The 13047-nt window shown below is 62.0% G+C and carries 9 protein-coding genes and 1 riboswitch; of the genes, 7 read left to right on the top strand and 2 right to left on the bottom strand.

Going from position 1 to position 13047, the window contains the following annotated elements; translation table 11 throughout:
* The first annotated feature begins 173 nt into the window (after window positions 1–173).
* The 4 genes from AC5J09_RS19970 (at window position 174) to AC5J09_RS19955 (ending at window position 6689) form a co-directional block, all read left to right on the top strand.
* A complete protein-coding gene (locus AC5J09_RS19970; RefSeq protein WP_494298313.1) occupies window positions 174–3965 on the top strand; it encodes a vitamin B12-dependent ribonucleotide reductase in 3792 nt (1263 codons plus the stop codon).
* Between the two features lie 442 nt (window positions 3966–4407).
* Window positions 4408–5013 (top strand): hypothetical protein, encoded by a 606-nt coding sequence (locus AC5J09_RS19965; RefSeq protein ID WP_494298312.1) that lies wholly within the window; start codon window positions 4408–4410, stop codon window positions 5011–5013.
* Between the two features lie 195 nt (window positions 5014–5208).
* Window positions 5209–5367 carry a hypothetical protein gene (locus AC5J09_RS19960; protein ID WP_018097708.1) on the top strand — a complete coding sequence of 53 codons (159 nt, stop codon included), beginning with the start codon at window positions 5209–5211 and terminating at the stop codon, window positions 5365–5367.
* A gap of 956 nt (window positions 5368–6323) precedes the next feature.
* Complete coding sequence (locus AC5J09_RS19955; protein WP_494298311.1) at window positions 6324–6689, top strand: hypothetical protein; 366 nt, start codon at window positions 6324–6326, stop codon at window positions 6687–6689.
* A gap of 24 nt (window positions 6690–6713) precedes the next feature.
* Here AC5J09_RS19955 and AC5J09_RS19950 read toward each other — a convergent pair whose 3' ends face one another.
* Both AC5J09_RS19950 and AC5J09_RS19945 read right to left on the bottom strand, forming a co-directional pair.
* A complete protein-coding gene (locus tag AC5J09_RS19950) occupies window positions 6714–7697 on the bottom strand; it encodes a DUF1775 domain-containing protein (RefSeq protein ID WP_494298310.1) in 984 nt (327 codons plus the stop codon).
* Window positions 7698–7789: 92 nt separating this feature from the next.
* On the bottom strand, window positions 7790–8185 hold the full coding sequence (locus AC5J09_RS19945) for a hypothetical protein (RefSeq protein ID WP_324763348.1): 396 nt from the start codon (window positions 8183–8185) through the stop codon (window positions 7790–7792).
* Between the two features lie 156 nt (window positions 8186–8341).
* Window positions 8342–8429, top strand: a riboswitch (glycine riboswitch).
* A gap of 142 nt (window positions 8430–8571) precedes the next feature.
* Here AC5J09_RS19945 and gcvT point away from each other — a divergent pair.
* The 3 genes from gcvT to gcvP are packed head-to-tail and all read left to right on the top strand — an operon-like array spanning window position 8572 to window position 12954.
* Window positions 8572–9711, top strand: coding sequence for a glycine cleavage system aminomethyltransferase GcvT (gcvT, locus tag AC5J09_RS19940; RefSeq protein WP_494298309.1), 1140 nt, complete (start codon window positions 8572–8574; stop codon window positions 9709–9711).
* Window positions 9712–9727: 16 nt separating this feature from the next.
* Complete coding sequence (gene gcvH, locus AC5J09_RS19935; RefSeq protein WP_029962390.1) at window positions 9728–10090, top strand: glycine cleavage system protein GcvH; 363 nt, start codon at window positions 9728–9730, stop codon at window positions 10088–10090.
* The gene (gene gcvP, locus AC5J09_RS19930) at window positions 10090–12954 is read left to right on the top strand and encodes an aminomethyl-transferring glycine dehydrogenase (protein WP_494298308.1); all 2865 of its coding nucleotides are present in this window, start codon (window positions 10090–10092) and stop codon (window positions 12952–12954) included. The genes gcvH and gcvP overlap by 1 nt, the downstream gene beginning before the upstream one ends.
* The last annotated feature ends 93 nt before the right edge of the window (window positions 12955–13047 follow it).

The following is a 13047-nucleotide window of genomic DNA, read 5'->3' as shown; positions in this document are numbered from 1 at the left end:
AAGAGCCTGTTAATACTATATTTAGTGTTTGCAGCCAGCATCATCACAAGATACAGGGTTACCCAGGAGCTGGGTTTCCTCACATCGACAGAAATTTTCAGGCTGGCTGCGAGATCCATCGCGGCCGGGCGAGGTTAACTGCGCTTTAGCGCATGGCAACAAAGGACGGGACAATGAAGATCGAGCGTCGTTTCACAAAGGCAGGGCAATCCGCCTATGCCGAGATTGAGTTCCGCAAGGCGACGAGTGAGATCAAGAACCCGGACGGGTCCGTGGTCTTCCGCCTTGCGGATATCGACGTGCCAGCGCAGTTCTCGCAGGTCGCCGCCGATATTCTCGCCCAGAAATATTTCCGCAAGGCCGGCGTGCCGGCAAAACTGAAGCGCGTCGAGGAAAACGACGTGCCGTCCTTCCTCTGGCGCTCGGTTCCGGACGCCGACGCGCTGAAGGCGCTGCCGAAGGAAGAGCAGTACGGTTCCGAAACCGATGCCCGCCAGGTTTTCGATCGCCTGGCCGGCACCTGGGCCTATTGGGGCTGGAAGGGCGGCTATTTCGACACGGAAGAGGACGCCAGCGCCTTCCGTGACGAGCTCGCCTACATGCTCGCCACCCAGCGCGTTGCTCCGAACTCGCCGCAATGGTTCAACACCGGCCTCCACTGGGCCTATGGCATCGACGGCCCCGGCCAGGGCCACTTCTACGTCGATCCCTTCACCGGCAAACTGACGAAGTCCAAGTCTGCCTACGAACATCCGCAGCCGCACGCCTGCTTCATTCAGTCGGTCGCGGACGACCTCGTCAACGAGGGCGGCATCATGGATCTCTGGGTGCGCGAGGCGCGCCTCTTCAAATACGGCTCCGGTACCGGCTCGAACTTCTCGCATCTGCGCGCCGAAGGCGAAAGGCTCTCGGGCGGCGGCAAGTCCTCCGGCCTTATGAGCTTCCTGAAGATCGGCGACCGCGCCGCGGGCGCCATCAAGTCGGGCGGCACGACGCGCCGCGCCGCCAAGATGGTCGTCGTCGATATCGACCATCCCGATATCGAGGAATATATCAACTGGAAGGTCAAGGAAGAGCAGAAGGTCGCCGCCCTCGTCACCGGCTCGAAGATCGTCGCCAAGCACCTGAAGGCGATCATGAAGGCCTGCATCAATTGCGACGGCAGCGACGATGCCTGCTTCGACCCCAAGCAGAACCCGGCGCTGAAGCGCGAGATCCGCGCCGCCAAGCAGGCGCTGGTTCCGGAAAACTATGTCAAACGCGTCATTCAGTTCGCGCGTCAGGGTTATAAGGACATCCAGTTCAAGACCTATGACACGGATTGGGATTCGGAGGCCTATCTCACGGTTTCCGGCCAGAATTCCAACAACTCGGTCTCGATCAAGGACGACTTCCTGCGCGCCGTGGGGGCGGATGGCGATTGGCACCTGACCGCCCGCAAGGACGGCCGCGTCATGAAGACCCTGAAGGCGCGCGATCTCTGGGAGTCGATCTCCCACGCCGCCTGGGCCTCGGCCGATCCGGGCCTGCACTTCAACACGACGATGAACGACTGGCACACCTGCCCGGCTGCAGGCCCGATCCGCGCATCGAACCCGTGCTCGGAATACATGTTCCTCGACGACACGGCTTGCAATCTCGCCTCGCTCAACCTGATGCAGTTCAAGGATGCCGCGACCAAGCGGATCAATATCGGCGACTACGAGCATGCGGTCCGTCTTTGGACGGTCGTTCTCGAAGTCTCGGTGATGATGGCGCAGTTCCCGTCCCGCGAGATCGCCGAGCTCTCCTACGAATACCGCACGCTCGGCCTCGGCTATGCGAATATCGGCGGCCTGCTGATGTCGTCAGGCATTCCCTACGACTCCCCCGAGGGCCGCGCCATCGCCGGCGCGCTGACCGCGATCATGACCGGCGTCGCCTATGCCACCTCGGCCGAGATCTCCGCAAAGCTCGGCCCCTTCCCCGGCTTTGCGCCCAACCGCGACAACATGCTGCGCGTCATGCGCAATCACCGCCGCGCGGCTCACGGCGAGACCGCCGGTTATGAGGGCCTGTCCGTCAACCCGGTCGCGCTCGTCCACGGCGATTGCCCGGACCAGGACCTGATCGCCCATGCCAAGAGCGCCTGGGACAAGGCGGTCGAGCTCGGCGAGAAGCACGGCTACCGCAACGCTCAGGCCACCGTGATCGCGCCGACCGGTACGATCGGGCTCGTAATGGATTGCGACACGACCGGCATCGAGCCCGATTTCGCCCTGGTGAAATTCAAGAAGCTCGCCGGCGGCGGCTACTTCAAGATCATCAACCGTGCGGTTCCCGAGGCGTTGCGCACGCTCGGCTACTCGGAAAGCCAGATCGCCGAGATGGAGGCTTATGCCGTCGGCCACGGCAACCTCAACCAGGCGCCCGCCATCAACCCGACGACGTTGAAGGCCAAGGGCTTCACCGACGAGAAGATCGAAGCCGTCAATGCGGCGCTTAAAGCTGCCTTCGACATCAAGTTCGTCTTCAACCAGTGGACGCTCGGAGCCGATTTCCTCAAGGCGACGCTGAAGGTCAGCGACGAGCAGCTTGCCTCAATGGACTTCAACCTGCTCGAGCATCTGGGCTTCTCCAGAAAGGACATCGAAGCCGCCAACATCCATGTCTGCGGCGCGATGACGCTCGAAGGCGCACCGTTCCTGAAAGCAGAGCACCTGCCGGTCTTCGATTGCGCCAATCCCTGCGGCAAGATCGGCAAGCGCTACCTCTCGGTCGAAAGCCATATCCGCATGATGGCGGCCGCCCAGCCCTTCATTTCGGGTGCAATCTCCAAGACGATCAACATGCCGAACGAGGCGACCGTCGAGGATTGCAAGAACGCCTACATGCTCTCCTGGAAGCTCGCGCTGAAGGCGAATGCGCTCTACCGCGACGGTTCCAAGCTCTCGCAGCCGCTGAACGCTTCGCTGATCGAGGATGAGGAAGACGAGGACGCGATCGAAGAGCTGATGCAGGCGCCGGCAGCCGCCCAGGCGGTCGCCGTCACCGAGAAGATCATCGAGCGCGTCATCGAGAAGGTAGTGCGCGCCCGCGAGAAACTGCCGAACCGTCGCCAGGGCTATACCCAGAAGGCGATCGTCGGCGGCCACAAGGTGTATCTGCGCACCGGCGAATTCGGTGATGGGCGCCTCGGCGAGATCTTCATCGACATGCACAAGGAAGGTGCGGCCTTCCGGGCGATGATGAACAACTTCGCCATCGCCATCTCGCTCGGCCTGCAATATGGCGTCCCGCTCGAAGAATATGTGGAGGCCTTCACCTTCACCAAGTTCGAGCCGGCCGGCATGGTCCAGGGCAATGACGCGATCAAGAACGCAACGTCGATCCTCGACTATGTCTTCCGTGAGCTTGCCGTTTCCTATCTCGGCCGCCACGACCTTGCTCATGTCGACACCTCCGACTTCAGCAACACCGCGCTCGGCCGCGGCATTCAGGAAGGAAAGACCAACCTCGTCTCCACCGGCTGGACCCGCGGCTACAAGCCGTCCATCGTCGGCGGCACAGGCGAGCGCTCCGAACCGAAGGGGGCTTCGACGGCCACTCCGGCCCGCGCCTCGGCCGGCGCTTCCGTCACCTCGATCTCCGGCAATGCCGTGCGCAAGCTGGAGCCGGCAATCGCCGCCGCCACCTCCGAAGTCGTCGCCTTCAAGCGCGATTACGAGGAACGGGCCGTCGAACTCGCCGAGGAGATTGCCGAAGAAGCGGAACAGGAGGTAACTGCCCTCTTCTCCGACAAGGCCGCGGCAGAGGCCGCTGCGGCGAAGTCCGAGGCAAAGAAGGTCGAAGCAGAACGCCGCGCACGCTCGATCATGCAGGGCTATACCGGCAACATGTGCTCCGAGTGCCAGAACTTCACGATGGTGCGAAACGGCACGTGCGAGAAGTGCGACACATGCGGCGCCACGAGCGGGTGCAGCTGAGATGCGATTGGCCGCCGCCGCTGCCACCACTTAGAACACTCGGAAAGCCCAAGGCTCATACCCTTGGGCTTTCGCCGTCTAAAGCGGCAAACGACATAAAGGTTTGCAAATACCTGCAAGCTGCAAAAATATCAGGGCCGGGATATTCCGATCCCGGCCCTGGATACCACGAACAAGCCAAAGCCCTCGTGGGGCGAAGAGGACATCTCCAACCTGTAGCAAGGCCATTATATGGAGAGTCGGTTCTCAGAGTCGAGTTGTGCTTTGGCATTATCCAAGATGCCTTCGGCAGAAAGAAACCTTGATGCGAACCAGTCCCTACATCTCAGCTAACAAATTGATCGAGTATGTCTTTGCGACGCCTACTCGGCGTACGTCTATCATCGAAAGCGTCATCGCTCCTCCGCTTTTTCTGTTGGACACAGGTTACAGGAGCATCGAGGTGGCAACAGCCGCTCTGTTGGCGTCGAGAGGAAAAGACTTCAGCAGTCTGCTCGATCTGGACGCTGCGCTCCTGAAACGTATACCTGCGACTGATCATGAAGAGCAACGCATCTTGACCGCTCACGATGCTATTGAACTAGCAAGGACAATGGACTGGCATCTCCCAGATGGGGCCGTACTGTCCACATTGGAGATACCGCCGCCCAAATTTGTTATCTCCGGTGTTGAGATTAGGATTAATCCCACAGTTTCCCTTAGAGTTCCACAAAGAGGCAGACGAGAAGCCAATATTGGTTTCGGAAAGTCTTACTTCTCCAAATGCTCTCCTCTGCATTCTGGCTCCAACAGAGATAGAGGTGTTCTTTATGCCTCGTTGCTTCATTGGTTTACGGAGGTGGAATTCCCTGAACTCGGACTCGCCGACCACAATCTCTGTTTCGTGGGCGACGTTTTCACACAACGCATCTTTTTTGCTGCGAAGAATTTTAAGCAGCGGCGAAAACTTCTTGCGGCATCCGCGCAAGAAATCGCTGATCGCTGGGATATCATTCGGTCTCGGTTGGATCTCGATGGGGTCAGCAGAAGGGCGCGCAAGCGGGCATAGCTAAATCATGGCGGGGCGCTCCGACGCCCCGCGATGGTACGTGAGACTCAGTGATGTCTCACGGCCTCGCCCCTGGCGGCAACGCGCTGCTCGTCTCACGAAGGAAAAAGCAAAGGAGTCAATGTGAAAGCGATGGACTGCCGCCTCGGGATACCGCAATTTATGCGCGTCTGACGAAGCAGAATCGGAGAGTTCATGTCCCTCAAATATTTGACCGCCCTATTGGCGCTTGCCGTCCTGTCGGGGTGCACCAGCACCGGCGGAAACAACACGACCTATGCTCAATGGTACGGACCGAATCCGGTTCCCAATTTCAGCGCCGCGAGCCCCGGCGGTGTTCGCGTAGGCTATTAAGCACCTGGACCGGCCAAGGAAGCTCGCGGAATTTCGCAGCCGCCTATGTTTTCAAGGTGTGGATAAACCGGTTCCCCTGACGGAGGCGGCACAGTCGCAGCGCCTCCGTTTTGCCATTGCGAGCCGCCGCCGCTTGGGTCGCATTGGATTTGGCCTCGGTAGAGGCGACGATGATCTCGGAGGCGATCACCTCGGCGGGATTAGACCATGGTAGTAATCCCCGTCACCGCCGACCACCCGGTCCCCGGTGTGCGAGCACGCCGCCAGCGTGGCGAGTGCGAGCAACAACACGATCTTGCGCATGGGCCCCCATACCTTTCCTAACAGTTTGACGGCCATTGATATTCTGCCATTCGCGCCGGATCAATTCCAAACCTGTCGATCTGCAACTTCTGCGACCAGTTGCCGGCCGAAGTTGGGACATGCGATGCGCGGGCGCTTCTCGTGAGGCGCACCCCGACAGCCCTCTTCCTACGCGACTGAAACGAGTTCGTGCGCCGCGTTTCGGACTTCGCTTCATGCTGTCGTTCTTAAAGCCGCTGTAGGGCTGCGCGACATGCTTCAGAAAGGCGTCGGGGGTACGACGCCGGTATAGTATTGGCCTTCCCCCGCATAATACCGTTCGGCGCTGGGCCTTCCCGTTTGCGAGCACGCGCTGAGAGCAAAGATCGCCAACAACAATACGATCGCGCGCATGGATTTACGTCCTTTCGTGAGTGACCTTCTTCAATATGACTTTTATGAACTAAATTTCTTGCCGGCGCAGAAGCCGCGCCGGTTCTCGGTTACGGCTGCGATTGTACATACCGTTCAACCGACGGTACACAAAATTGCGCAACGTTCAGCCCGGAGCCCTCGAATCGTTACGATTTTCTTAAAATTCGATCACCCGATTTCACCTGCTCGCAATCGCAGTCTGGCACAGGAAAGGATTATCGTGCCCGAGGACTGACAGGATGACCCAGGTCGTTACCATCTCCGCGACGACCGCGGCCTATGCGGCGGACGCATTGAAGCCGACCACGCGCCTGCGTGGCGATGGACCTGTCGACGAGGCAATCACACTGCTTTCCGCGCGCGGCCAAGAGCAGGCGGCGGTCCCGAAGATCAGAAGCGCGCTGCCGCTGCACCTCATGCTGATCGGCGCAGAGCGCCGTCTGCCGCAACAGACGCAGGCCGAAACGCTGCGCCGCTATCTCGAAAACGAGGCGGACGAAGACGGCCACGAAGAAGATCGCCGGCAGGAAGATGGACCTGCCGGCGACGAACCGGAGCAAGTTGCGCTCACCGACATGCTCGACCGGTTCATTCAGGGAACCTGAACCGATCAAGGTTCACGCCGGCAGCTATTGATGGCTATGCCCGGAATGAGCGCTGCCCGCCGCCGTGCCGACCGGCAGGACATAGTCGACCTCGCCGGCCTTCTCGAAGGTAAGCGTCACCGGCACCATGTCGCCCTCGGCAAAGGGCTTCTTCACCTCCATGAACATGAGATGCAGGCTGCCGTTCTTCAGCTCGACTGCCTGACCGGCGGGAACGGCGATCCCGTCCTCGAGCTTGCGCATTTTCATGACGTCGTTCTCCATCGTCATTTCGTGAAGTTCGACTCGACCCGCGGCCGGGCTCTCGACGGCAAGCAGGCGGTCGTCGGCACTGCCGTCGTTCCTGACCACGAAGCCGCCGCCGCCGACCTTGGCACCGGGCAGCATGGCCTTCACGGCTCCGCCCGAGATCTCGAGATCGCCGACCTTGACCGCTTCGGCCGCGGACTGATGATGCCCCGCGTGAGCGGAGTGCTCATCGCCGCCCGTCGCCATGGTGACGGTGATCGTGGGCGCCGGATGCTCGAGGGAATGGGCGTCCTGGCCCTCCGCCGCCACCTGGTCCCAGACCACCTTGCCGTCGGCGCCGCAAAGCTGCGTCGTCGGAAAGGTGAGCACGGTCTCCTTGTCGAAACCCGCGAGTTTCCCGCGCATGACGAAGGTGTCGTAATGTTCGTCGGGAAGGTTGCCGCCTTTCCAGCGGATTTCCAGCGGACCGGAGGAAACCTTGGTGCCGTGATCGTCATAGGTCTTCCGGTAGTCGCCCTTGATGATCTCCAGCTCCCAGCCGGGCTTCGGCTGGGGCTTGGCAAAGACGAACCCCTCCGGCAACCGCACCCGTACTTCGGTCGTCGCCTTGCCGTCGCAGCCATGCGGCACCTGAAGGGTGGCGTTGACGGTCGTTTCGGCCGGCGCGCTATCCGTCTCGAATGTTGCATGTGCATGGGCGGGACCGGCCACGGCTACTGTGAGGCCGGTGGCAAGCAAGGAAAGTCTGATCTTGTTCATGTCGTAATCTCCGAACCACGTGCCGGAACGCGGCCTTCGTGGGTCAATGCCGCATAGCGGCGCAAGAAATTCTGGGTGGGATTCGAGGGGATCTACGGTTGGGCCGGCGGACCGCGCGGTGGCGGCAACAGGCGCAGGGGCAGAAGCACCGCCTCGGCGGCGACGATCGGCGTTCCGGCGATCCAGTTGCCGTTTTCGGCCGTCGAGCTTTCATCGGGCGCCGCCGGCAGGAGCACGGAGGCGGCGAGCCGGCACGCTTCGCAAACGGGAGCCGATGACGACGCCTTGCCGTGGCCGGTGTCATGATCGACGCCGCCCGTGCCGAAGCAGATATCGGCGAAGGTGCCGTCGGGGAGAAGATATTCGGCGGAGATCGCCGGGCCGATGGCTTTCGCAAGGGCTGGCTTGTGAGCGAAGGACAGGAATAGGAGTGCGAAGGCTGCGAGCAGCCGCACCCCAATTCCCCATTTCCGCTCGCGCCCAGTCATGGCCACCTCTCTTCGGTCTTCCCTATCCGCTGCCCAGGAAAATTGCAAAGGCCGATTTTGCCGCACCGGTCGCGGAGGATGAAGCCAGGGCGACAAAAATATGTTTGGTCGCGACATAGGCCCTTGCCAAAATCCGGCCTTCGCCGTTATCTGGATTCGACCTTGTTGGGAGAAACCGGTTCGATCCGGTGCCGAAGGAGCAACCGCCCCGGAAACTCTCAGGCCAAAGGACCAGCAAGGTGCCGGTAGGACTCTGGAGAGAAGCGTTCGCGCTCGCCGAAGGGATAACAATCTCAGGCAAAGGGACAGAGGGGGCTCGAATTTGTCGGCGCATGACGCCGGTATTGTGAGCCGGCGCGAAGACGCGCCAGACCTGGAGGCCGGACTTGGAAGACGTTTCCACCTTGAAACACACGCCGTTGCACGCGCTGCATCTTTCGCTCGGTGCGCGCATGGTGCCCTTCGCCGGTTACGACATGCCGGTCCAATACCCGGAAGGCGTATTGAAGGAGCACCTGCATACCCGCGCCGCCGCCGGCCTTTTCGACGTGTCCCACATGGGGCAGATCGTCGTGCGGCCGAAATCGGGAAAAGTCGAGGACGCGGCGCTGGCGCTCGAAAAGCTCGTGCCGGCGGATGTGCTCGGACTCCGGGAGGGCCGGCAACGCTACGGCCTCTTCACCAATGCCGCAGGCGGTATTCTCGACGACCTGATGATCGTCAATCGCGGCGATCATCTCTTCCTGGTCGTCAACGCGGCCTGCAAGGATGCCGATCTTGCGCATCTTAGGGAGGGCCTCGGCAGCGCCTGCGACGTGACCATGCTTTCAGACCGTGCCCTGATCGCCCTTCAGGGGCCCCGGGCCGGAGCGGTTCTGTGCGAGCTGTGGGCGGACGTCGCGTCGATGCGCTTCATGGATGTCGCCGAAGCCGACCTTCACGACGTGAGCTGTATCATCTCCCGCTCCGGCTACACCGGCGAGGATGGCTTCGAGATTTCCATTCCCGCCGACGCGGCTGTGGATGTGACGCAGCGCCTGCTCGAACATCCCGACGTCCTGCCCATCGGGCTCGGCGCGCGCGACTCGCTCCGCCTCGAAGCGGGGCTTTGTCTCTATGGCAACGATATCGACACGAATACGAGCCCCATCGAAGCGGGCCTCGAATGGGCAATCCAGAAAAGCCGCCGTGCCGGCGGCGAGCGCGCCGGCGGCTTTCCGGGCGCCGGCCGGATACTGGCCGAGCTCACCGACGGAGTTTCCAGGCGGCGTGTCGGCCTGAGGCCCGAAGGCCGCGCGCCCGTGCGCGGCAATGCCAATCTCTTTGCCGATGCGGAGGGCAGGACGGCGGCAGGAACCGTCACCTCCGGCGGCTTCGGTCCGAGCGTGGATGGACCGGTCGCCATGGGCTATGTCGCCGCCGAGCACGCCGAAATCGGCACCAGACTGTTCGCAGAGGTGCGCGGCAAATACCTGCCCATCGCCGTCACTGCCCTGCCCTTCATCAAACAAACCTACAAACGCTGATCAGGAGAACCTGCGTATGCTGAAATTCACCGAGGAACACGAATGGCTGAAGATCGAGGGCGACGTCGCGACCGTAGGCATCACCGAGCATGCCGCGGGCCAGCTCGGCGATCTTGTCTTCGTGGAGCTGCCGGAAGCGGGTGCCAGCTTCTCCAAGGGCGACTCGGCCGCGACGGTCGAGTCCGTGAAGGCGGCATCGGACGTCTATTGTCCGCTTGATGGCGAAATCGTCGAGGTCAATCAGGCCATCGTCGACGATCCGTCGCTCGTCAACAGCGATCCGCAAGGCGCGGCCTGGTTCTTCAAACTGAAGCTCGCCGATCCGGACGCTGCCAATGCGCTCCTGGACGAAGCGGCCTACAAGGAGTTCGTCGCCTGATGAGCATGCCCAAGGACTTTACCTTTACCGATTACAAGCCTTACGACTTCGCCAATCGACGTCACATCGGCCCTTCGCCGGCCGAGATGGACGAGATGCTGAAGGTCGTCGGCTATCCCAGTCTCGACGCGCTCATCGACGACACCGTGCCGCCGTCGATCCGCCAGCGGACGCCGCTTGCCTGGGGCGAGCCGATGACGGAGCGCGAGGCACTCGACAAGCTGCGCGAGACGGCGAACCGCAACCGGAAGCTCGTGTCCCTGATCGGTCAGGGCTACTACGGGACCATCACCCCGCCGGTCATCCAGCGCAATATCCTCGAGAACCCGGCCTGGTACACCGCCTATACGCCCTATCAGCCGGAAATCAGTCAGGGGCGGCTGGAAGCCCTGCTCAATTACCAGACCATGGTTTGCGATCTGACCGGGCTGGACGTCGCGAACGCCTCGCTGCTCGACGAGGCGACGGCTGCAGCCGAAGCCATGGCCATTGCGGAGCGCGTGGCAAAGTCCAAGGCGAAGGCGTTTTTCATCGATGCGAACTGCCATCCCCAGACGATTGCGCTCCTGAAGACCCGGGCGGAGCCGCTCGGCTGGCAGATCGTCGTCGGCGACCCCTTCGAGGATCTGGACGCTGCCGGCGTCTTCGGCGCGATCTTCCAGTACCCCGGCACTTACGGCCATGTCCGCGACTTCTCGGGCCTGATCGCCAAACTCCACGAGCAGGGTGCAATCGCCGCCGTCGCAGCCGATCCGCTGGCGCTGGCGCTTCTGAAGTCTCCGGGGGAAATGGGCGCCGACATCGCGATCGGTTCGACCCAGCGCTTCGGCGTTCCGGTCGGCTACGGTGGTCCGCACGCCGCCTATATGGCGGTCAAGGACGCCTACAAGCGCTCCATGCCCGGCCGCCTCGTGGGCGTGTCGGTCGATGCGCGGGGCAACCGCGCCTACCGGCTGTCGCTCCAGACCCGTGAACAGCATATCCGGCGCGAGAAGGCGACATCGAACATCTGTACCGCGCAGGTACTGCTTGCCGTCATGGCCTCCATGTATGCGGTCTTCCATGGTCCGGACGGAATAAAGGCGATCGCCCAGAGCGTGCACCAGAAGACGGTGCGGCTTGCCATGGGATTGGAAAAGCTCGGCTATACCGTCGAACCGGATGTCTTCTTCGATACGATCACCGTCGAAGTCGGCAAGCTGCAGGGCATCATCCTCAAAGCCGCCGTGGCCGAGGAGGTAAACCTTCGCAAGATCGGAACGACCAGGATCGGCATCAGTCTCGACGAACGTTCTCGGCCGGTCACGCTCGAGGCCGTCTGGCGCGCCTTCGGCGGCGATTTCAAGGTCGAGGAATTCGAACCGGACTACCGCCTGCCGCAGGAACTGCTGCGCACCAGCGCCTATCTCACCCATCCGATCTTTCACATGAACCGCGCCGAGAGCGAGATGACGCGCTACATGCGCCGCCTCGCCGATCGCGATCTTGCACTCGACCGCGCAATGATCCCCCTCGGCTCCTGCACGATGAAACTCAACGCGACAGCGGAAATGCTGCCGATCACCTGGCCGGAGTTTTCGGAAATCCATCCCTTCGTGCCGACCGACCAGGCACTCGGCTATCAGCATCTGATCGAAGACCTGTCGCAAAAGCTCTGCGCGATCACCGGTTATGATGCGATCTCGATGCAGCCGAACTCGGGTGCCCAAGGTGAATATGCCGGTCTGCTCGCGATCCGCGCCTACCATATCGCCAACGGCAACGCACATCGCGACGTCTGCCTGATACCGACATCGGCGCACGGCACGAATCCGGCCTCGGCGCAAATGGCCGGCATGAAGGTGGTGGTCGTCAAGGTAAGCGACGCCGGCGAAATCGACATGGACGATTTCCGCGCCAAGGCGGAGCAGTATGCGGACTCCCTCTCCTGCTGCATGATCACTTATCCCTCGACGCACGGCGTGTTCGAGGAGAACGTCCGCGAGGTCTGCGAGGTCGTGCATAAGCACGGCGGCCAGGTCTATCTGGACGGCGCCAACATGAATGCGATGGTTGGCCTTTCCCGCCCCGGCGACATCGGCTCCGATGTCAGTCATTTGAACCTGCACAAGACCTTCTGCATTCCGCATGGCGGCGGCGGCCCCGGCATGGGCCCGATCGGCGTCAAGTCGCATCTCGCCCCCTTCCTTCCGGGACACCCGCAGACCGACGGGCACGAGGGCGCCGTTTCCGCCGCACCGTTCGGGTCGGCCTCGATCCTGCCGATCTCATGGAGCTACTGCCTGATGATGGGCGGCGAAGGCCTGACGCAAGCGACCAAGGTCGCGATTCTCAACGCCAATTACGTCGCCGCCCGGCTGAAGGGTGCTTATGACGTGCTCTACAAGTCGGCGAAAGGCCGGGTCGCGCATGAATGCATCGTCGACACCCGTCCGCTCGCCGAACGCGCCGGCGTCACGGTCGACGACGTCGCCAAGCGCCTGATCGACTGCGGCTTCCATGCGCCGACGATGAGCTGGCCGGTCGCGGGCACACTGATGATCGAACCCACGGAATCGGAAACGAAGGCCGAGCTCGACCGCTTCTGCGACGCCATGCTGGCAATCCGCGAAGAGGCCCGCGCCATCGAGGACGGCCGGATGGACAAGGTCAACAATCCGCTGAAGAACGCGCCGCATACGGTCGAGGACCTCGTCGGCGACTGGGACCGGCCCTATTCGCGCGAGCAGGCCTGCTTCCCACCGGGCGCCTTCCGCGTGGACAAATACTGGTCGCCGGTCAACCGTGTCGACAATGTCTATGGCGACCGTAATCTCGTCTGCACCTGCCCGCCGATCGAGAGCTACGCGGAAGCGGCGGAATGACGATGTGATCCGATCGGGTGCGGTTCAAGCGCCGCGCCTGCCTGCTACGTCTAAAAGCCCGGCTAAGCCGGGCTTTTTGCTGGTCTAAGCATT

It is taken from the genome of Sinorhizobium sp. (genome assembly GCF_059070375.1).
Note: the sequence above shows the minus strand (reverse complement) of the source record. Positions and strands in the feature narration are given on the sequence as shown.

Excerpts from the sequence above, each read along its gene's own strand:
- AC5J09_RS19945 (WP_324763348.1), bottom strand. The coding sequence starts at position 8,185 with ATGACTGGGCGCGAGCGGAAATGGGGAATTGGGGTGCGGCTGCTCGCA.
- AC5J09_RS19970 (WP_494298313.1), top strand. The coding sequence starts at position 174 with ATGAAGATCGAGCGTCGTTTCACAAAGGCAGGGCAATCCGCCTATGCC.
- gcvH (WP_029962390.1), top strand. The coding sequence starts at position 9,728 with ATGCTGAAATTCACCGAGGAACACGAATGGCTGAAGATCGAGGGCGAC.
- gcvP (WP_494298308.1), top strand. The coding sequence starts at position 10,090 with ATGAGCATGCCCAAGGACTTTACCTTTACCGATTACAAGCCTTACGAC.
- AC5J09_RS19955 (WP_494298311.1), top strand. The coding sequence starts at position 6,324 with ATGACCCAGGTCGTTACCATCTCCGCGACGACCGCGGCCTATGCGGCG.
- AC5J09_RS19950 (WP_494298310.1), bottom strand. The coding sequence starts at position 7,697 with ATGAACAAGATCAGACTTTCCTTGCTTGCCACCGGCCTCACAGTAGCC.
- AC5J09_RS19960 (WP_018097708.1), top strand. The coding sequence starts at position 5,209 with ATGTCCCTCAAATATTTGACCGCCCTATTGGCGCTTGCCGTCCTGTCG.